Origin of the sequence: Streptomyces yaizuensis (assembly GCF_034961445.1) — a bacterium.
In the GTDB taxonomy this organism is placed as follows: domain Bacteria; phylum Actinomycetota; class Actinomycetes; order Streptomycetales; family Streptomycetaceae; genus Streptomyces; species Streptomyces yaizuensis.
On sequence record NZ_BSBI01000008.1, the window covers coordinates 1 to 20,952 of the forward strand.

General features: G+C 73.6%; 12 protein-coding genes and 1 rRNA gene. 7 read left to right on the forward strand and 6 right to left on the reverse strand.

The genetic code is table 11. From position 1 onward, the window contains the following. Positions 1–62: ribosomal RNA gene (locus SYYSPA8_RS19530) — 16S ribosomal RNA — on the reverse strand; the annotation flags it as partial. Positions 63–854: 792 nt separating this feature from the next. Next, positions 855–1,430 carry a MarR family winged helix-turn-helix transcriptional regulator gene (locus SYYSPA8_RS19535; protein WP_323448523.1) on the reverse strand — a complete coding sequence of 192 codons (576 nt, stop codon included), beginning with the start codon at positions 1,428–1,430 and terminating at the stop codon, positions 855–857. 144 nt (positions 1,431–1,574) lie between these two features. Between SYYSPA8_RS19535 and SYYSPA8_RS19540 the strand changes: the two genes are divergently transcribed. Then, entirely contained in the window at positions 1,575–2,840 is a 1,266-nt protein-coding gene (locus SYYSPA8_RS19540) for an MFS transporter (RefSeq protein ID WP_323448524.1), read from the forward strand. 111 nt (positions 2,841–2,951) lie between these two features. Here SYYSPA8_RS19540 and SYYSPA8_RS19545 read toward each other — a convergent pair whose 3' ends face one another. Beyond that, on the reverse strand, positions 2,952–4,844 hold the full coding sequence (locus SYYSPA8_RS19545) for an ATP-binding SpoIIE family protein phosphatase (RefSeq protein ID WP_323448525.1): 1,893 nt from the start codon (positions 4,842–4,844) through the stop codon (positions 2,952–2,954). Positions 4,845–5,016: 172 nt separating this feature from the next. Next, entirely contained in the window at positions 5,017–6,462 is a 1,446-nt protein-coding gene (locus tag SYYSPA8_RS19550) for an NAD(P)/FAD-dependent oxidoreductase (protein WP_323448526.1), read from the reverse strand. 325 nt (positions 6,463–6,787) lie between these two features. Between SYYSPA8_RS19550 and SYYSPA8_RS19555 the strand changes: the two genes are divergently transcribed. Both SYYSPA8_RS19555 and SYYSPA8_RS19560 read left to right on the forward strand, forming a co-directional pair. Beyond that, positions 6,788–7,579, forward strand: coding sequence for a TetR/AcrR family transcriptional regulator (locus tag SYYSPA8_RS19555; RefSeq protein WP_323448527.1), 792 nt, complete (start codon positions 6,788–6,790; stop codon positions 7,577–7,579). Between the two features lie 418 nt (positions 7,580–7,997). Then, a complete protein-coding gene (locus SYYSPA8_RS19560; RefSeq protein ID WP_323448528.1) occupies positions 7,998–10,157 on the forward strand; it encodes a sigma-70 family RNA polymerase sigma factor in 2,160 nt (719 codons plus the stop codon). 18 nt (positions 10,158–10,175) lie between these two features. Here the strand turns inward: SYYSPA8_RS19560 and SYYSPA8_RS19565 are convergent, their stop codons facing one another. Next, a complete protein-coding gene (locus tag SYYSPA8_RS19565; RefSeq protein ID WP_323448529.1) occupies positions 10,176–12,386 on the reverse strand; it encodes an asparagine synthase-related protein in 2,211 nt (736 codons plus the stop codon). An 879-nt stretch (positions 12,387–13,265) separates the two neighbouring features. Here SYYSPA8_RS19565 and SYYSPA8_RS19570 point away from each other — a divergent pair. The 4 genes from SYYSPA8_RS19570 to SYYSPA8_RS19585 all read left to right on the forward strand — a co-directional run bounded on the left by SYYSPA8_RS19570 (position 13,266) and on the right by SYYSPA8_RS19585 (position 19,767). Beyond that, entirely contained in the window at positions 13,266–14,711 is a 1,446-nt protein-coding gene (locus SYYSPA8_RS19570) for an MFS transporter (RefSeq protein ID WP_323448530.1), read from the forward strand. A 118-nt stretch (positions 14,712–14,829) separates the two neighbouring features. Beyond that, complete coding sequence (lhgO, locus tag SYYSPA8_RS19575) at positions 14,830–16,038, forward strand: L-2-hydroxyglutarate oxidase (protein WP_323448531.1); 1,209 nt, start codon at positions 14,830–14,832, stop codon at positions 16,036–16,038. A 1,395-nt stretch (positions 16,039–17,433) separates the two neighbouring features. Further along, positions 17,434–18,222, forward strand: coding sequence for a tRNA (guanosine(46)-N7)-methyltransferase TrmB (trmB, locus tag SYYSPA8_RS19580; RefSeq protein ID WP_323448532.1), 789 nt, complete (start codon positions 17,434–17,436; stop codon positions 18,220–18,222). A 129-nt stretch (positions 18,223–18,351) separates the two neighbouring features. After that, a complete protein-coding gene (locus SYYSPA8_RS19585) occupies positions 18,352–19,767 on the forward strand; it encodes a PrsW family intramembrane metalloprotease (RefSeq protein ID WP_407706037.1) in 1,416 nt (471 codons plus the stop codon). Positions 19,768–19,891: 124 nt separating this feature from the next. On the opposite strand, the gene SYYSPA8_RS19590 is transcribed toward SYYSPA8_RS19585, so the two are convergent. Beyond that, positions 19,892–20,950, reverse strand: a complete 1,059-nt coding sequence (locus SYYSPA8_RS19590) for a M23 family metallopeptidase (RefSeq protein WP_323448533.1) — start codon at positions 20,948–20,950, stop codon at positions 19,892–19,894. Positions 20,951–20,952 lie beyond the last annotated feature (2 nt).

Genomic DNA, 20,952 nt, shown 5'->3' on the forward strand with positions numbered 1-20,952 from the left:
ACTTGCATGTGTTAAGCACGCCGCCAGCGTTCGTCCTGAGCCAGGATCAAACTCTCCGTGAATGCTTCCAGGATATCCTGGTGACACATCACTCGGAGCGGAACCAGAAGACGAGGAATATCGCCTCTGGTTCACAGCGTCCTCGCTGTGTAATTGCCCCCTACCAGACCACCAAGTGGCCGGTCGGAGGACTTTTCAAAGGAACCTTCACCCGGAAGCAGATGCTCCCGGACGGGGTATCAACATATCTGGCGTTGACTTTTGGCACGCTGTTGAGTTCTCAAGGAACGGACGCTTCCTTCGGTCCTGTTTCACCAGGCCCTCCGAGCGCTTCCCTTCGGTTTTTCTTTTTTCCTTCTTGCCTTTCGGCGTTTCCAACTCTACCAGATCCTTTTCCCGCCTCCCGGTCACCCGGGATTCGGACTTTTCAGATCCGGCGGCCAGTTGGACTGGCCTTTTGCCTTTCGGCTGCTCCGACTTTATCAGATCCTTTCGGGCCTGATTCCCGGTCGAACTCGGGTTGTCTTTCCGACCCTTGGGCCGTTCCGACGTCCCAAACTCTAGCGGATTTCCCCGGGGGCTCATAATCGAGCCCTTCGTCATGGAATTCGGACAGGCCGAAAACCATCCCGGTCCGGGAGATCGTACGGAGTTTGGTTGCCGCATCAGCGGCGGGAGTGGCTGCCGCAGAACTGTTTCAGCCCGTGGCAACTCGGAGAACCTTACGGACCGGTGAAGTCCGTGTCAACCCACGTGGGCCATCCGGGCAACGGCCCCGCAATCACCGGGTGCCGCCCGGGTGCCGCCCGGGTGCCGCCCGGATGGCGGCACCGGCGGGATCCGGGCGGCAGGCCCTAATCCAGGTCGGTGAGGCGGCCGCCGGCGTCCGGCTGGGTGTGCTCCACCCGGCGCAGTACGCGGATCAGCAGCTCGCCGAGGACCCCGCGCTCGTCGGCCGAGAGGTCCTGGAGGAGATCACCCTCGAAGTCGGAGGCCATCCGCATGGCCTCCAGCCACTTCGTCCGCCCCTCGTCGGTCAGCTCGACGATCACGCGGACCCGGTTGTTCTCGTCGCGGTCGCGGGTGACCAGGCCCTCGCTCGCCATGCGGTCGATGCGGTGGGTCATCGCGGCCGGGGTGAGGCCCAGGCGCTTGGCCAGCTCGCCGGGGCCCATCCGGTAGGGGGTGCCCGCGAGGACGAGGGTCTTCAGGACCTCCCACTCGGCGTTGCTGATGCCGAGGGTCGCGACCTGGCGGCCGTAGGCGACGTTCATCCGGCGGTTGAGCCGGCCGAGGGCCGAGACCACCTTCTCGACCTGGGGGTCCAGGTCGCCGTACTCGCGCTGGTATGCGGCGATCTGCTCGTCAAGGGTCGGCTCCTGGATGGCCTGGCCCGTCACTGCTGGGCCCTCGGGGCTCGCGTTAGGCATACGCGGCAGTATCGCACGCGACTCATTGGCCTTGAAGTCCTTCGATGTGTATTGTTAAGGGTCTAACTTTAGTGTTGAAGTCTTCAGGCTTCAGTCCTTCGGCTCTTGAGGCAGGTGAGTGTGGTCAGGGAGAGGCGTGCAGCAATGCGCCGCATCCAGGCAGGGAACGCGCTGAGCGCGTTCGGACTCGGTTTCACGGTCCCGTATCTGTACGTCTATGTGGCGCAGGTACGGGATCTGGGGGCGACGACGGCCGGTGCCGTCCTCGGGGTCTTCGCCATGGCCGCGCTCGTCGCCCTGCCCTTCACCGGGCGGATCATCGACCGGCGCGGGCCGCTGCCCGTGCTGGTCGGGGCCTCGCTGCTGGCGGGCAGCGGCGCCGTCGCCATGGGGCTGGCAGGCGGCATCTGGACCGTGGTGCTCTCGGCCGCGCTGCTCGGTGCCGGTACGGCCGTGATGCAGCCGGCGCTCGCCACGATGATCGTCCGGTGCTCGGACGCCGAGTCCCGCACCCGTTCCTTCGCCATGCAGTTCTTCCTCCAGAACCTCGGTCTCGGCCTCGGTGGACTGCTCGGCGGGCAGATCGTGGACAAGAGCCGCCCGGAGAGCTTCACCCTGCTGTTCGGCATCGAGGCCGTGATGTTCCTGGTGCTGGCGGGGCTGGCGCTGACCATCAGGCTGCCCCGGGTGGAGCCCCTGGCGGGTGCGGCGGCCCAGGGCGCGGCCAAGGGCGGGCTGCGCGTGCTGCTCGGGCACAAGGCGATGGTCCAGCTGTGCGTGCTCGGCTTTGTCCTCTTCTTCGCCTGCTACGGACAGTTCGAGTCGGGTCTCGCCGCGTACGGCACCGAGGCGGCCGGGATCGAGCCCGCGACCCTCGGTACGGCGCTGGCCGCGAACACCGCCGTGATCGTGCTCGCGCAGTTCCTGGTGCTGAAGTTCGTGGAGCGCCGCAAGCGCACCCGGATGATCGGTGCGGTTGGCCTGATCTGGGCGGTCGCCTGGCTGCTGGCCGGGTACGCGGGCCTCGGCGAGGGCAGCCAGGCCATGGCCACGGCCGCCTTCATCTCCACGTACGCGCTCTTCGGACTCGGTGAGGCGATGCTCGCGCCGACCGTCGCCCCGATGGTCGCGGATCTGGCGCCGGAATCGATGGTGGGGCAGTACAACTCGGCGTTCGCGCTGGTCAAGCAGATGGCACTGGCGATCGGGCCGGCGGTGGGCGGGCCCATGGGGGCCTCCTGGCACGCGCCGTACATCGTGACCTTCGTGCTGTTCTCGCTGGGCATCACCGTGCTGGCGGTACGGCTGGGGCGGCAGCTCACCCCCGTACAGAATCAGCCGTATCTCGCGGCGAAGACGCGGGTGGTGGCGCAGCACAAGCCGGCGGAGCAGGTCGGAGCCGCGGCCTGACCCCGTACCCCGTACAGGTCCGGCACCCCGGTGCCGGATCCCGACGCCCTTCTACGACCGATGTCGTAGGAGGGCGTCCGTCGTATGCCGTGGATGTCATCCGGAAAAGGGTCAGGCGGGCAGGGCGAACTCGCACCAGACCGCCTTGCCGCCGCCGGGGGTGCGGCGGCAGCCCCAGGAGGAGGCGATCGTGGCCACGATGGAGATGCCCCGGCCCGACTCGTCCTCGCTCTCCGCCCGGCGGCGGCGGGGCAGGTGGTCGTCGCCGTCGGTGACCTCGATGATCAGCCGGCGGTCGGTGCGGCGGAGCCGCAGCCGCATGGGCGGGGTGCCGTGCTGGAGGGAGTTGGCGACCAGCTCGCTGGTGGCGAGGACGCCCAGGTCGTGCAGTTCCGGGGAGAACCGCCAGGAGGCCATCACGCCGGAGGCGAAGGCACGGGCGCGGGGCGCGGCCTCGGTGCCGCCGAGGAGGTCGAGCGCGGCGTTGTGGAACAGCTCGGCGGAGGGCCCGGTGCGGAAGGGGTGCTGGACGACCAGGACGGCGACGTCGTCGTCGTGGTCGGCGGTCACCCCCTGGGAGCGGAGCAGCCGGTCGCAGACGACCTGGGGGCTGCCGTCGGCTCCGGAGAGGGCCCGCTCCAGGGAGGCCACGCCCTCGTCGATGTCCTCGCCGCGCCGCTCGACCAGGCCGTCCGTATAGAGGACGGCGCTGGAGCCCGGTGGCAGGGCGATGGTGCCGGAGGTGTGGAGCCAGCCGCAGGTGCCCAGCGGCGGTCCGGTGGGCTCGGCGGCCCGGCGGACGGTGCCGTCCTCGTCGCGCACCAGGATGGGGAGGTGCCCGGCGGAGGAGTAGACGAGCCGGCCCTCGTTGGGGTCGTGGACGGCGTAGACGCAGGTGGCGATCTGGCTGGCGTCGATCTCGGCGGCGAGCCCGTCGAGGAGCTGGAGCACTTCGTGCGGAGGCAGGTCGAGCCGGGCGTAGGCGCGGACGGCGGTGCGGAGCTGGCCCATGACGGCGGCGGCGCGCACGCCCCGGCCCATCACGTCGCCGATGACGAGGGCGGTGCGGCCCGCGCCGAGGGTGATCACGTCGTACCAGTCGCCGCCGACGGCCGTGTCCTCGCTGCCGGGCTGGTAGGTGGCGGCGATCCGCAGGTCGTCGGGCTGCTCCAGCTCTTGGGGGAGGAGGGAGCGCTGGAGGGTGACGGCCATCTCGCGCTGGCGGCGTTCGCTGGCGCGGAGGCGTTCGGCGGCTTCGGCGTGGTCGGTGACGTCGGCGGCGAAGACCAGCACGCCGCTGCCCCCGCCGGTGTCGGTTACGGGGTCGGTCGCGGTCCCGGTGCCTGTGCCTGTGTCGGGGAGGTCCACGGGGAGGCAGGTGACGGTGTACGAACCGCCGGAGGCGGCCCGGCGCGACTTGACCGTACGCGGCCGTCCGCTGCGGCGGACCTGGTCCATCAGGGGGTGCAGACCCAGCTCGGTCAGCTCGGGGCAGGAGTCGGCGGCGCGGATTCCGATGGGGCGGGGGCCGAAGGCGGCGGTGTAGGCGTCGTTGACATAGGCGACGCGGTGCTCGGGGCCGTAGGTGAGGACGACGAGTGCGGGGAGGCGGCCGAGGATCTCGCGGAGCGGGAATTCGTCGAGTGCGGGCGCGGGGGCGGGCGCGGGGGGCCCGCCGGGCGCGGGGGTGCGGCGGGTGCCGGGGGCGGCGCCGGCCGGGGGCGTGGACGGGTCCGGCCGGTCGCTCCCCTCGGGTGCCGTCCCGTGCGGCGTCCCGTGCGGCGTCCCGTGCGGCGTCCCGTGTGCTGACTCGTGTGCCGTCTCTCCGCGGGCCGCGGGCACCGGGCTCTCTCCGCGTCCGTCAGCCGCCCTGCCGTCTGGCTGGCCGCCGCCGTCCCGCTGGGCCGGGCGCGGAGGTGCCGTGGAGATTCCTCGGTCGGACCTCCGCGCTGCGGCGCGGCGCTGCGTACCGGGGAGCCTTGCGCTCCAACGCGTGAAGTTCACTGACTTTCTAGCCTCAATGGTTTTGTCGCCAGGGGTCACGAGGGTCACTCTGTGCAAATGTGAGCCCACCTATGGTCACACGTCCAGTGTGACCGAACGTACTGACAGCCGGTGTCGTCCGGGCGTCCGCCGGGCCCGCGCGGGGTCGCCCGCGGGCCGTGCCGGGCCGGTGTCAGGTGTCTCGGGGTGCGCTGTCGCCCCGTGGGGGCTTCGGCGTGTTCCGTCCGGTGCCACCGCCCGCGGCGCTCTCGAACTCGGCGCGCGGGTGTTCCAGCGAGCCGAGGGAGACGATCTCCCGTTTGAAGAGTCCGGCGAGGGTCCACTCGGCCAGGACGCGTGCCTTCCGGTTGAGCGTGGGGACCCGGCTGAGGTGGTAGACGCGGTGCATCAGCCAGGCGGGGTAGCCCTTGAGTTTGCGCCCGTACACATGGGCGACGCCGCGGTGGAGCCCGAGGGAGGCCACGGAGCCGACGTACCGGTGCGCGTAGTCCTTGAGGGGTCTGCCGTGCAGGGAGGCGGCGAGGTTCGCGGCGAGGACCTTGGCCTGGCGCACGGCGTGCTGGGCGTTGGGGGCGCAGAGCACGTCCGCGGAGCCGGCGGTGAGGTCCGGTACGGCGGCCGCGTCACCGGCGGCCCACGCGTGGCCGGTTCCCTCGACGGTGAGACGGGAGGTGCAGCGGAGGCGGCCGTGTTCGTTGCGGGGGAGGTCCGTGGCGGCGAGGACGGGGGAGGGTTTGACGCCCGCCGTCCACACGACCGTACGGGTGGGGAAGCGGCTGCCGTCGCTGAGCCGCGCGATCCGGTCCTCGCAGGAGTCCAGCCGGGTCTCCAGGCGTACGTCGATGTTGCGGGAGCGCAGCTCACGGATGGCGTAGCGGCCCATCTCGGCGCCGACCTCCGGGAGGATGCGGTCGCTGGCCTCCACGAGGATCCACTTCAGGTCCGTGGGTTTGAGGTTGTGGTAGTAGCGGGAGGTGTAGCGGGCCATGTCCTCCAGTTCGCCGAGTGCTTCGACACCGGCGTAGCCGCCGCCGACGAAGACGAAGGTGAGGGCCGCGTCGCGGAGGGCGGGGTCGCGGGTGGCGGAGGCGATGTCCATTTGTTCGATGACGTGGTTGCGCAGGCCGATGGCCTCTTCGAGGGTCTTGAAGCCGATGGCGTACTCCGCAAGGCCGGGGATGGGGAGGGTGCGGGAGACCGATCCCGGCGCGATGACCAGTTCGTCGTAGGTGATCTCCGCGGCGCCGGTGCCCTCCTCCTCGGTGGCGAGGGTGGTGAAGGTGGCGGTCCGCTTGGCGTGGTCGACGGCGGTGGCCTCGCCGATGACGATCCGGCACTTGCTCAGGACGCGGCGCAGCGGGACGACCACATGGGCCGGGGAGATGGATCCGGCCGCCGCCTCGGGGAGGAAGGGCTGATACGTCATATAGGGGTCGGGCGTGATGACGACGATCTCCGCCTCGCCACGGGCCAGCTCGCCCCGCAGCCGGCGCTGGAGGTGGAGGGCCGTGTACATCCCGACATAGCCGCCGCCGAGGACGAGGATCCGCGTACCGGAGGGGCGCGCGGACGGCGGGGTGCCGGGGATCTGGTCCCGGGAGTCAGCTTCCTTCACCATCCCATGACGCAACGGTCCCCGGCGTTTGTCCACAGCCCCGGCAAATTGTGTGACCGGAGGCCGTGGGCGACCGGATCCGGCCACGGCGGCCGGGAGTGTGGAAGGTCCGCAGGTCAGGGGTGGCGGGAGGGGAGGTGACAGGGGGCGTAAACGGTAGCCTTCCGGTCCTTGCTCCGATCGGGGGGCGCTCCGTGCGGAACTACCCCCTTCTGAATTGACCCCAGCTCAACTATGTTCGTACCTCGTCGGGGTGCTTGGTCAAGGCATGCCCGGCAGACCAGGTGGGGGGTCTCCGGGGGGAGACACAGTGACCGGGGGAACCCGTATGACCATTCAGGATTCGCATTGGCAGGCCGCCGTTCCGCCGACCGCGGAGACGCAGGTCCACGGCGGTGGCACGGGTAGCGAGGGGAACGGGCGCGTGGGGCCGGTCGGGGCCGGTCGTTCGGCGCCGCTGCGGGTGGACGCGCAGCGCAATCTGGAGCATGTGCTGCGGGCGGCCCGTGAGGTCTTCGGCGAGCTGGGTTACGGGGCGCCGATGGAGGACGTGGCGCGCCGGGCCCGGGTGGGTGTGGGGACGGTTTATCGCCGGTTCCCGAGCAAGGACGTCCTGGTGCGGCGAATAGCCGAGGAGGAGACCTCCCGGCTGACGGAGCAGGCGCGTACGGCGCTGGGGCAGGAGGAGGAGCCGTGGTCCGCGCTGGCGCGGTTCCTGCGGACCTCGGTGGCCTCGGGTGCCGGGCGGCTGCTGCCGCCGCAGGTGCTGCGGGTGGGTGTGGAGCCCGACGAGCCGGCCCGGGGCCGGGACGAGGTCCGGGTGCCGCCGCAGCGCGGGGTGCCGGCGGGGGCCGGTCAGGGCCAGCCGGACCTGCGGATCGTCGCCGCGCCCGTGGAGGTGCCGGACGACGCGGGGGCGTCCGATCTGCTGGAGGTCGTGGGGCAGTTGGTCGACCGGGCGCGGGAGGCCGGTGAGCTGCGCGGCGATGTGACCGTGGCGGATGTGCTGCTGGTGATAGCGACGGCGGCGCCTTCGCTGCCGGACGCGGCGCAGCAGGCGGCGGCGTCGGCGCGGCTGCTCGACATCCTGCTGGAGGGTCTGCGGCCCCGGTCGGGGTGACGCGGGCCGCCGGCTGCGCGTCGGCGGGATTCCTCAGTACGGCAGTACAGCGCGCGGGGTGAGCCCTCGTCGTCAGGGCGGCGGCCTCCGGTCGTCGCCCGCCGGCGTCCCGGGCCGTCGCCCGTCAGCGTCCCGGGGCGTCATCCGGGCCGTCATCCGGACCGTTCCGGCAGGGGGAGGGTGAGCTGCTTCCGGCCGGGCAACGGATGGCCGGACAGGCCCCGTTGAGCGGTTGACCGATGCGTGGTTGCCTGATTCCTCGGCACGGTCGGCTCGCGCGCGGATTTCGATCACGTCTCCCCGGATGAGTGGTTGGCGTCGCTGGGGGTCCGTCGCGCAGTTGCCGTGTGTCACGCTAACCCGGTGTTCGGGTCTGAGGTGCTGACGGTGGCTTCCGCGATGAATGAGGGTTTCCGCGATGAGCGGTGACGGGCGGGACGCTCGGGACGAACCCGTGGGGGGACCGGGCGGTACGGACGGCGGGCCCGGAGCGGAGCCCGTGGCGGAGTCCTCGTCGCAGGTGCCCGGGCAGGGCGGTCCCGGCGGCTCCCGGGCAGCGGGTGGCGACGGCTCCGCCGGCGCGGGTGGTCCCCGTACCCCCGGCGTGTTCGGCGATCCGCGCCCACCCGGGCGGGCACCCGGTGGCGGCGGTCCCGGGGCTGTTCCTCCCACCGTGCCCAGCCAGGGGACGGGCGGCACCCGGGCGGACGGCTCCCCCGTCTTCGTGGGCTCGGCGCCACCGCTCCGGGAGCCCGCCGTGCCTGCGCAGCGGGAGCGTTCCCGGGGCTCCGACTCGGTGCTGCCCCCGCCCCGGGAGACGGGCCCGTCGGACGCGGAGCTGATCCAGCGGATGCGGGCCGGGGACGACAGCGCGTACGCGGAGCTGTTCCGGCGCCACTCCGACGCGGTGCGCCGCTATGCGCGGACCTGCTGCCGGGACGCGCACACGGCGGACGACCTGACGGCCGAGGTGTTCGCGCGGACCCTCCAGGCGGTGCGGGGCGGCGCTGGGCCCGAGCAGGCCGTGCGGGCGTATCTGCTGACCACGGTGCGGCGGGTGGCGGCGGGCTGGGCCCGGAGCACCAAGCGGGAGCAACTGGTCGAGGACTTCGCGCTGTTCGCGGCGGAGGCGGCCCGTACGCCGGACGCCGCGCAGGCGACGACGGACCTGGGCGCCGAGGTGCGGGCGATGCGGGAGGCGGAGCGGTCGCTGGCGATGCAGGCGTTCCGGTCGCTGCCGGAGCGCTGGCAGGCGGTGCTGTGGCACACCACGGTGGAGGAGGAGTCCCCCAGCGAGGTGGCGCCGCTCTTCGGGCTGACCGCGAACGCGACGGCGGTCCTGGCGAGCCGGGCCAGGGAGGGGCTCAAGCAGGCGTATCTCCAGGCGCATGTGAACTCCGCGCTGACCTCGGGCGGTGACTGCGCGCGGTACGCGGACCGGCTGGGCGCGTACGCGCGGGGCGGGCTGCGGATGCGGGCCGAGCGGGGGCTGCGCAAGCATCTGGAGGAGTGCGCGAAGTGCCGGCTGGCGGCGGGTGAACTGGCGCATGTGAACTCCGGGATCCCGGCGCTGCTGCCGGTCGCGGTCATCGGCTGGTTCGCCGCCGGGTACTCCCTCAAGGCCGCCGGGATCGCCGCGGGCGGGGTCGTGGGAGCCACCGGGGCGGGCGCCGCCGCGGCCGCGACGGGCGGCGGTGCGGCCGCCGGGGGCTCCGGGGGTTCCGCCGGGGGCGCGGCCGCGTCCGAGGGGCTGGGGACGATGGCGCGGGCGGGCATCGCCGCGGTGGTGGCCGTCGCCGTGGCGGCGGGGCTGGTGTGGGCGTTCGCGGGGGACTCGCGGGAGCCGGAGCCGAAGGCGAAGCCGCCCGTGGCCCAGCCCGTCGTACCGCCGCCACCGCCGCCTCCGGCGCCGAAGCCCGAGCCGCCGAAGCCGGCGCCCCCGAAGCCCCGGCCCGTGCCGGAGCCGCCGGCTCCGCGGCCCGCGCCGCCCAAGCCGAAGCCGGTGCCGGCGCCGCCGAAGGCCTCACCGGAGCCGTCCCCATCCCCCTCGCCCACCCCGACGCCGTCGCCGAAGCCCCCGCCGCCGAAGCCGAGCCCGTCGCCGACGCCCACGGTCTCCGCGACTCCGCCGCCGCCTCCGGCGCCGACGGTGTACCGGCTCAGCCGGCTGCGTTACAGCCATGAGGGCGACCACACCGGCCCCGAGGTGCGCACCGGGGGGAGCAGTTGGCTGTGGCAGCGGTTCGGGCTGTCGATCGGTGGCGTCCGCTACGGGCACGGGGCGACGGTGCACGCCTCCTCGTCGGTGACGATCGACCTCAACCGGAGCTGTTCCCGCTATGACGCGGTGGTGGGGATCGACGATCTGATGATGGGCTGGGGGGCCGCGCGGTTCTCCGTGTACGGGGACGGGGTGCGGCTGTGGCAGTCCCCGGTGCTGCGGGCCGGGGACCCGGCGGTGCCGCTCCAGGTGCCCCTGACCGGCCGGGCGTCGATCCGGCTGGTGGTCACGCCGTACACCCCGCTCGATACGGCGGTCCTCGCCGACTGGGCGCACTCCGGGATCAGCTGCGTCTGAGCCCGGCACCTGATGCGGTCAGGTGCGCAGGGAGGGGCGGGGCGGTACGCCGCCCGCGACGGCCCGCCGGCGGGGGGCCGCGGTGCCGGTCCAGCAGGTGCCCCGGCGGGAGAGGAGCCGGCGGAGCCAGAGTTCGGTGGCGACGAGGTCGGCGAGCCCGTCGAGGGGCAGGGCCTCGCCCTCGGACGCGGCACGCAGGGCCTTGCGCACCACCCGGGCCTCGACCAGTCCGGCGTCGGCGAGCAGGGGCACGTCGAAGAGGGCCATGAGCTGTGGCAGGGAGGCGCGCAGCCCTTTGCGGGCGGTCTCGGCGGAGGAGACGTGGGTGGGGGTGCCCCAGCCGGGCGGCAGTGCGTGGACGCCCGCGCCCGCCAGGACCGTACGGAGGATGTCGGCGCGGGCCCCGGGCCGCACCCGCAGCGACTCGGGCAGGTCCCGGCAGGCGCGGACGACCTGGTTGTCGAGGAAGGGGGCGTGCAGGCGCTGACTGCGGACCTCGGCCGCCTGTTCCAGGATCCGCTGGTCGGCGGCGTGCCGGTTGAGGGCGGCGCGGGCGCGGGCCTCGCCGGGGCGGGGGCCGCCGGCGGGGACGACGCCGGGCCGGGTGGCGGCGTCGGTGAGGCGGACGGCGACTTCGGCGAGGGCCTCGCCGGTGAGCCAGCGGGCGGCGGGTCCGGGCCGGGACCAGGCGAGGGCGGCGAGGGAGGCGCCCACGGGCCCGGTGGAGTAGGCGCGGGCGGCGGGCCGGTTGGCCTCGGTGAGCTGTCCGGCGGCGGTCTCCAGGCCGGTGCGGTAGGGGGTACGGGCGAGTCTGCGGGCGGCGCGGTAGACGGTCAGGGGGACGAACACGGAGTGCGGGGAGCCGCCCTCGGCGCGGGCCAGGGCGGCGACGGGCCGCAGCAGGTGCCGGCGTCTGCGGTCGAGGAGCAGGTCGGCGAGGCGGGCGGGGTGGGCGTCGAGGACCTGCCGGGCGCCCGCGCCGGTGAAGTGGTCGGCGCTGCCGGCGGCGAGGCGGCCCCGGTGGCGTTCGGCGAGGACGAGGGAGGGCGCGGGTTCGTCGGTGAGGGGCCCGTTCTCCAGTCCCGCGTACGGCAGGCCCTCCTCTCCGGCGGCGACGACGACGTGGTGGAGCCGGGGGTCGTCGGCGAGGGCGCGGGCGCGTTCGAGTTCGGCTTCGCGGCCTTCCTCGGTGAGGTCGTTGTAGGTGACGGCGGTGAGGCGTTCGCCGGCGCCGGTGCCGTGGCCCTTGACGGTGCCGGGGCGGCCGGGCAGCCCGGCGGCGAGGAGGGCGAGCGTCCCGGATGCGCTGCCGCCGGAGAGGTCGGCGCCGATGCCGGGCGTGGGGGCGCCGCGCCGGGCGCGCCGGTCGGCGGGGCCCATGCCGGGGACGGGTCCGGGGTCGGCGGGCAGGGCCCCGGGCGCGTGCCGGGGTGCGGTCAGCCGGGCCCGTACGGCGTCGACGAGTGCGTCCCGTACGCCGTCCACGGCGCGGTCGGCCTCCATCCGGGGGCCCGCGACGGCGAGGGAGGCGGTCGGTTCGTATCCGGTGATCTCCCGGGAGCCCTCGCGGAGGATGAGGGCGTGGCCGGGCGGGATGCGGCGGACGCCTTCGTAGGGGGTGGAGTCGCCCAGGGCCTCGGGGGATTCGGGGCAGGCGAGCAGGGCGGCGAGGTGTCCGATGTCGAGCTGGGCCTCGATGAGGTCGGCGAGGGGGAGGGCGGCGGTGGCGTAGGCGGTGCCGCCGTCCCAGGGGGTGTGGAAGACGGGCCGGGCGCCGGCGAGGTCGCCGACGACGGTGATCCTGCGGCCGGCCTGGAGGACGACGGTGTAACTGCCGGACCAGGTGGTGAGGTGGCGCAGCGCGCCGCCGCGGGCGGTGACGAGCGCGGCGCGCAGTTCGTCGTCGCCCGCCGCGCAGCAGCCGAGGACGGCCATCCGTATCACGGCGGCGGAGGGCTGTCCGGGGCCCGGGTACGGGGGGAGGTGGCCGGGGAACTGGCCCGGCAGCGGCGGCTGTTCGAGGGTGACGACGCGGATCTCGTCGGGCCGCCAGTCGCCGACGGCCCACAGGGGGTCGGGGTCCCCCCACAGCAGCTGGGAGCCGACGGGCTGGACGGTGCGGCCCTCGTCGGGGTGGCCGACGGTCCCGGCGGTGGGCCGCCCGGGGTCGGCGGCCGTGACCGTGTGGAAGCCAGTGGCGTCACTGCTCCACCCCACCAACCACCGCATCGGCGCCTCCACAGGCTGTGGACAACTCTGCCGTCCGGGAGCCGCGAGGGAGCCTCGGGGCGACGCGAACCTCCCCGGAGCCTCCGGCGACCCGCCCGGGGGCCTTCGGGGACCTTCCGCGGAAGGGGCGCACCCGACCGTTCGGGACCATGCTGCCACGAAGGAGGCGCGCGGACGCGCTCCCGGGTAGCAGGTGCGAAAAGTGAATGCGCTCCCGGCGCCGCCGACTTGAGGCAGGGGAGATTGCGCGAGCGATCCGACACGCCATCCCCACAAGGGAGTTAAGCGGATAACCCGGACAGGCGACTTCAGGCCAATCTCACGGGTTCGACGGGCAGCACGGAGGGGCGCGCGACCCCCGGCGGCCGAGTGGAACCCAGCACTCCGGGCTCGGCCCCGCACAGCCCGGGAGGCGCGCTCCGCCCCCCGGACCGGTCCGCCACCCACGGGGATTGAAGGCGGCGGCGTCCCCCGGCCCACTGGTTCCCGTACACAGCGGGCCGACCCACGCGACTCCCATGGAAACGCCCCGACCCCTCCCCCGGCCAGAGCGCACACCCGGGCGCACGGCCACACGCACGGGGCACGGCGGCACGGCGGCGCCACGGCCCGCTCCAGCAAATCGGAGGCACCCTCCGATGACGCACAACAATCTCGCCATACGGAACACCGCCTCTTAACGGTCGGGATGCGGCGAACTACGCTGTGTTTACTGATGTTCTGAACCGACGGGCATATTCCGAAGGGCTCGGCCAGGCGCTTTTGCAACCGGGACCGCGGACCGGGGGACGGGTGCCGTCCGGCGGGGCAGCCTTCAGTGCGAATGCCGCGCGCCCGACCGCGTCGCGGCGGCCGTCCGGGTGTGTCGAGGGGTGGGCCATGTCCAGGGAGCAGCGCGGGCCGAACGAGAAGCTCGGCACCGTTCTCGCCCTCGCGGGAATCAGCAACGCGGGGCTCGCCCGGCGGGTCAACGACCTCGGGGCGCAGCGCGGACTGACACTCCGCTACGACAAGACCTCCGTGGCCCGGTGGGTGTCGAAGGGCATGGTGCCGCAGGGCGCCGCCCCCCACCTCATCGCCGCCGCGATCGGCGCCAAGCTGGGCCGCCCGGTGCCGCTGCACGAGATCGGCCTCGCCGACGCCGACCCGGCCCCCGAGGTCGGCCTCGCCTTCCCGCGCGACGTCGCGGGCGCGGTGAAGTCGGCGACCGAGCTGTACCGGCTGGACCTGGCGGGCCGGCGCGCGGGCGGCGGCGGCATCTGGCAGTCCCTGGCCGGCTCCTTCTCCGTCAGCGCCTACGCCACCCCCGCCTCGCGCTGGCTGATAACGCCCGCCGACTCCTCCGTGGAGCGGATACCCGACGCGGGCGGGCCGGGCCCCGGCGAGGCCGCTCCCGACGACGCGCCCGCCCGGGTCGGCCACAGCGACGTCGCCAAGCTGCGGGAGGCCGCCGAGGACGCCCGCCGCTGGGATTCCAAGTACGGCGGCGGCGACTGGCGCTCCTCCATGGTCCCCGAGTGCCTGCGGGTGGACGCGGCCCCGCTGCTGCTCGGCGCGTACTCGGACGAGGTCGGGCGCGCGCTCTTCGGCGCCACCGCCGAGCTGACCCGGCTGGCCGGGTGGATGGCCTTCGACACCGGGCAGCAGGAGGCGGCCCAGCGCTACTACATCCAGGCCCTGCGCCTGGCCCGCGCCGCCGCCGACGTACCGCTGGGCGGCTATGTCCTGGCGTCGATGTCGCTCCAGGCCATATACCGGGGCTTCGCCGACGAGGGCGTGGACCTCGCCCAGGCGGCCATCGAGCGGAACCGGGGCCTCGCCACCGCCCGCACCATGAGCTTCTTCCGGCTGGTGGAGGCCCGCGCCCACGCCAAGGCGAACGACGCCGTGGCGGCGGGCGCGGCGCTGAAGGCGTCGGAGGCGTGGCTGGAGCGCTCCCGCGCCGGCGACCCGGACCCCAGCTGGCTGGGCTTCTACTCGTACGACCGGTTCTGCGCCGACGCCGCCGAGTGCTACCGCGACCTCAAGGCGCCCCGGCAGGTGCGGCGCTTCACCGAGCAGGCGCTGTCCCGGCCCACGGAGGAGTTCGTCCGCTCGCACGGGCTGCGGCTCGTCGTCAGCGCGGTCGCCGAACTGGAGTCGGGGAATCTGGACGCGGCGTGCGCGGCGGGCACCCGGGCGGTCGAGGTCGCGGGCCGGATCTCCTCGGCGCGCACCACGGAGTACGTCCGGGACCTGCTGAACCGGCTGGAGCCCTACGGGGACGAGCCGCGCGTCGCGGAGCTGCGGGAGCGGGCCCGGCCGCTGCTGATGGCTCCGGCGTAGCACCACCGACCGGCCGCGGAGTGGCATTCCGCCCCCCGGCGGACCGGATCGGCGGACCGGTTCAGGGGGGCATTGTCAGTGGGCCGGTGCAGTATCAGGGGTGGGAGGTGGAGGGGTGATGGCGTCCAGAGGTGGTTTCGACTGCGATGTCCTGGTGATCGGCGGTGGGATCGTCGGTCTCGCCACCGCGCATGCCCTCGTCCGGGCGGCCCCCGGGACCCGGGTGACCGTCCTGGAGAAGGAGCCCGGCCCGGCCCGCCACCAGACCGGGCGGAACAGCGGAGTGATCCACAGCGGGATCTACTACCGCCCCGGCTCGCTGAAGGCCCGGTTCGCGGTGCGGGGCGCCGCCGAGATGGTGAAGTTCTGCGCGGAGTACGACCTGCCGCACCAGGTCACGGGCAAGCTGATCGTCGCCACCTCGCGGGACGAGCTGCCCCGGCTGCACACCCTGGTCCAGCGCGGCCGGGAGAACGGCATTCCGGTGCGGGAGCTGGGCCCGCCCCAGATAGCGGAGTACGAGCCGGAGGTCCGCGGCGTCGCCGCGATCCATGTGGGCACGACGGGGGTGTGCGACTACGGCGCCGTCGCGGACCGCCTCGCCCGGATCCTGACCGGGTCCGGCGCGGCCGTGCACTACGACGCCGAGGTCACCGCCGTCGACCGCAGACCCTGGGGCGTGGCCGTGCGGACCGCGGACGAACGGGTCTTCCGGGCGAAAGCCCTGGTCAACTGCGCGGGGCTGCACTGCGACCGGGTGGCCAGGCTCTCCGGCGACGACCCCGGGATGCGGATCGTCCCCTTCCGGGGCGAGTACTACGAGCTGACCGACCCCGACCGGATCCGCGGACTGGTCTACCCCGTGCCCGACCCGGCCTTCCCCTTCCTCGGCGTCCACCTCACCCGCGGCATCGACGGCTCCGTCCACGTCGGCCCGAACGCGATCCCCGCGACCGCCCGCGAGGGCTACGACTGGGGGACGGTCCGCCCCCGCGAGCTGGCCACCACCCTGGCCTGGCCGGGGACCTGGCGAATGGCCGGAAGCCACTGGCGGTACGGGGCGGGGGAGCTGCGCCGCTCCCTGTCGAAGCCGGCGTTCACAGCGGCGGTGCGAAGACTCCTGCCGTCGGTGACGGAATCCGATCTGCGGCCCGCGCCCGCCGGGGTCCGCGCCCAGGCGGTCCTGCGGGACGGGACCCTCGCCGACGACTTCCTGATCAAGGAGGCGCCACGGACGGTCCATGTCCTGAACGCGCCTTCGCCAGCGGCGACGGCGTCCCTCCCGATCGGCCGGGAGGTGGCCTCCCGGGTCCTCCGATGGCTCTGACCCACACACGTTCGGCCTCGCGCTGCGGGGCCCGCGTCGATGCGGGCGGGGTGCGATCGTCCGGGGTTCCGGCCTGTCCGGGCCGTGTCGGTACGGGGACGCCGCGCTCGTCCGGGGCCCCGGCTGCCCGACCCGTGTCGGTACGTGTGCGTGGCACTCGTCCGGGGCTCCGCCCTGCCCGACCCGCGTCGGTACGGGGACGCCGCGCTCGTCCGGGGCCCCGGCTGCCCGACCCGTGTCGGTACGTGTGCGTGGCACTCGTCCGGGGCTCCGCCCTGCCCGACCCGCGTCGGTACGGGGTCCCGCACCCTTCTTTCCCCCGCCCGGGGGTACGGTCCGCCTCCGGATGGTCCGTGGGTGGGGGTGCAGGGTCGCCCCCGCAGGGGATCGGCGGAGGCCGACCCGCACGGGACCTGGTGAGTACGCTCGCCGACCCCGAGGAGGTGAGCCCGGAGGCCCCGCCAACCCGCACCACCACCCGGGCCCGGGACAGACCCGCACAAAAACCAGCCCCGCCGGCGCTTGAGGCGCGGAGGTTCGGGGGCTGGCCCCCGACAAGGGCCCGCACATGCCATGTGCCCGGAAACCTGTCCGCCCCTGCGGCAACCCGGAAAACTCAGCCTGGCCCGCGATGAGCCCGCACAAATCCAGCCCCGCCAGCGTTTGAGGCGCGGGGGCCTCGGGGGCTGGCCCCCGACACAGGCCCGCACACGCCGTGTGCCCGGGGGACTGTCCGCCCCTGCGGCGGGCTGGACAAAACTCAGCCCCGCCGGCGATTGAGGCGCAGGGGTTCGGGGACTGGTCCCCGACGAGGGCCCGCACGCTGCGGGGCGTTTTGCCTGTGCGGCGGGGCAGGGTGCTGGGTCCGTCCTCAAGCGCCGGACGGGCTGGATTTGCTCGGGTGGTCCCGGCGCACGGTGTGGTGCGGGTTGGTGGTGGCCTCCGGGCTCACCTCCTCGGGGTCGGCGGACCGAAGGCCCACGGTCAGCGCGAGCAGGACTTACCGCCGATCCCCTGCGGGGGCGACCCTGCACCCCCCACCCACGAAGCCAGCGCAGCAGACCGGTACCCCGAGCCGGGGAAAAAGAGGTGCGGGCCACCCCGTCGACACGGGCCAGACAGGCCGGGACCCCGGACGGGGAAGGGTGCGGGACCCCCTACCGACACGGGCGGGCAGGGCGCGGCCCCGGATGGGCGCATCCCACCCGTACCGACGCGGCCCGGGCCACCGGAAACCCCGGACGAGCGCACCGCACACGTACCGACGCGGCCCGGACACCGGAAGGCCGAACCCGTACCGGCGCAGGTGGCCCGGGACCCGGGCAAAGGGGTCGAGGCGGTCGTCTCGGCTCGGCCCCCGGCAGGGGGGCGTGGGGCCGTAGAATTGGTCGCACTGTGTCCGATAAGAACCCCACCCCCACGCGCGACCGCACCCTGCCCCGCTTCCCCGGCGGGCCCATCGCCGACCCCGCCGGCTCCCACCACGAGCGCCGGATCCGCAGCTTCCAGCCCCGGCGCAGCCGGGTGACGACCGGGCAGGGCGATGCCCTTCAGCGGCTGTGGCCGGTGTGGGGCATCGAGATCGACGGCCGGGAGCGCGTCGTCCCGGCGGAGCTGTTCGACGGGCTTCCCGTCGTGCTGGAGATCGGCTTCGGTATGGGCGAGGCCACCGCGCGGATGGCCGCCGACGATCCCGGTACCGGAATTCTCGCGGTCGATGTCCACACTCCGGGCCAGGGCAATCTGCTCGGTCTCGCCGAGCGGAACGGGCTGTCGAACGTCCGGGTGGCCAACGGCGACGCGATCATCCTGCTGCGGGAGATGCTGCCGGCCGCGTCGCTGGACGGCATGCGGGTCTATTTCCCCGATCCCTGGCCGAAGAAGCGGCACCACAAGCGGCGGCTGATCCAGCCCGAGTTCCTGACTCTCGCGGCGGGCGCGCTGAAGCCGGGTGCCGTGCTGCACTGCGCCACGGACTGGGAGGAGTACGCGGAGCAGATGCTTCAGGTGCTGACGGACCACCCGGACTTCGAGAACACGCAGGTGGACGGGGGGTACGCGCCGCGTCCGGCGTTCCGTCCCCTGACCCGTTTCGAGGGGCAGGGCCTGGACAAGGGGCATGTCGTCCACGACCTGCTCTTCCGCCGCGCGGCCACGGCGGCCACCACCGCGCCCGGAGTCTGACCGACCCCGGGGTCGACACCGGGACCGACCCCGGGACCGAGCCCTCGGCCGATCCGGCGGCGACCCGGCGCCCGGCCCGGCGGGGGAAGCCCGTCGCCAGGTGTCGGTGGGCGTCGTTAGGGTCGTCTGGTGTCCGAGCCGTCCCCGCACCACCCGCAGCCCCGTCCACAGGCTCCCGCGCCCGCCGCGCGGGCCCGCCCGGAGAACCTCCTGCCCGCGCCGGGGGTGAGCGGGGAGCACCCGGGCCCCGCGGTCCCCGCCTGCCGGGAGGAACCGCTGTTCGACGCGGTGCCCGAGCGCTCGCGATGGCGTTACAAGCCCCGGCGGGCCTGGCGGCTGTGGCAGTCGAAGGCGATCCGGGCCGGTGTCCTGATCACGGTCCTGGCGCTGTGCGCGCTGGTGATTCTCGCCCTGGTGCGGGAGCAGACCGGCACCGAGGGCTTCCTCGTCGGCCTGGGCCTGGCGACTCTCCCCGTACCGCTGCTGGTCGCGGCCTTCCGCTGGCTGGACCGGGTGGAGCCGGGCCCCTGGCGGAATCTGATCTTCGCCTTCGCCTGGGGTGCCTTCGCGGCGGCGCTCATCGCGATCCTGGCGAACACGTTCGCGACCCGCTGGATAGCCACCGCCACCGCCGACCCGACCGGCGCCCACTCCCTCGGGGCCACGGTCATCGCCCCCGTGGTCGAGGAGAGCGCCAAGGCGGTGGCCATCGCGTTGATCTTCTTCTTCCGCCGCAAGGACTTCACCGGCGTCGTCGACGGCGTGGTGGTCGCCGGTCTCACCGCCACCGGCTTCGCCTTCACCGAGAACATCCTCTATCTGGGCAGTGCCTTCGGCGAGGACCAGCAGATCGGCTACACGGGCCTGCCGACGCTGACGGCGGCGACGTTCTTCGTCCGGGTCGTGATGTCCCCGTTCGCGCATCCGCTGTTCACTGTGCTCGCCGGCATCGGCTTCGGCATGGCGGCCATGAGCCCCCGGACGAAGAAGGCCCGCCGGGTGCTGCTGCCGCTGCTCGGTGTCGTGCTCGCGATGGGCGTCCACGCCCTGTGGAACGGCTCGGCCTCCTACTTCGGGCCGCTCGGTTTCTACGCGGTGTACGCGGCGTTCATGGTGCCCGCGTTCGGGCTGCTGACCTGGCTGGCGATCTGGTCCCGGCAGAGCGAGCTGCGCACGATAGCGGCGGAGCTGCCCAAGTACGCGGTCGCCGGCTGGCTCGCCCCGGCGGAGCCGCAGGCCCTGTCGTCCATGAAGGCGCGCACGGTGGCGCGGGCGGTCGCCCGGCATGCGCAGGGCCCGGCGGCGGCGCACGCGGTCTGCGAGTACCAGCGGTTCGCGACGTCGCTGGCGTTTCTGCGGCACCGGGCGGAGCGGGGGTCGGCGGGAGAGGACTTCGTCGCCCGCGAGCAGGAGCTGCTGCACCACATGTGGCAGCGGAAGGCGGTGGCCGTGCCGGCGCTGACGTACGCGGCACGGGCGACGGGCCGGGTCCGGGTGCCGCCGCCGCACCGGGACTACGAGGTGTACAACCCGTACCGCGTCTGAGACGAACGGGCCGGGAACGGGCCGGCGGCCCTGGCATCGGGGGGTTTGCGCCAGGGCCGCCGGGGTCCGGAGGGTGGGTCGCCCCACTGCGGCGCGAAGCCGCAGGCGGACGAAAAACCGCTGATCAGATGGGCAGGCCCTTGGAGCGCAGCCAGGACATCGGGTCCATGGCGGAGCCGCCGGAGGTCTTGACCTCCATGTGCAGGTGGGCGCCGCTGGTGTTGCCGGTGTCGCCGACGCGGCCGACCATGTCGCCGGTGGAGACCTGCTGCCCGGCGCTCACGGTCATCGAGTGCATGTGCGCGTACATGATCTCCGTGCCGTCCGACAGCTGGAGAATGACCTGGTAGCCGTACGAGCCGGACCAGCCGGCCGACTTGACGGTGCCGGTGCCGACGGCCTTGAGCGGCGTACCGGCCGGGGCCGCGAAGTCCAGACCGGTGTGCTGGCCGGAGGACCACATGGGGCCGGACTGCCCGTAGGTGGAGGTGAGGGTGTACGAGGAGAGCGGCATCGAGAAGCTGCCGGCGAGGCGCTTGAGGCGCTCCTCCTCGGCCTTGGCCTTGGCTTCGGCTTCCGCCTTGGCCTTGGCCTCCTTCTCGGCCTTCTCCTTGGCTTCCTTCTCCGCCTTGGCCTTCGCCTGGGCTTCCTTCTCGGCCTTCTCGGCCTCGGCGGCGGCCTTCTCGGCGGCATCGCGCTCGGCGGCGGCGCGGGCGGCGGCCTCGGCGCTCGCCTTCTGCTCCTCGGCCTGGTCCAGGATCCGGGAGCGCAGGGCCTCGGCGGCGGTGGCCTGCTCGGACCCGGCCTCCTGGGCCACCAGTCCCATCGCGGCGTAGGAGGCACTCTCGTCGCCCGCACCGGAGGCGTTGTCGCCGTCCTCGGACATGAAAGAGCCGACACCGGGTAGAGAAGAGGCGTCGGGAAGGGAGATGGAGACCGCAGGCTTGTCCTGCGCGGTGGCGATACCGCCGGCGCCGACCGCCGCGATCACACCGACACCGAGGACGGTGGAGCTGCGGGCGAGACCGCCGCGCTGCTTCATCACCTTGTTGCGGTGGCGTCCACGGACAGGGCGAATCGTTTCGGCGGTGGGGTTCCACACGCCGGGGGTCGGAGCGGCCCCTTCGTCACTGAAGACCCCGGACTTGAACGGAGCTTCCGGGGCAGGGGTGTTGGACGCCACTG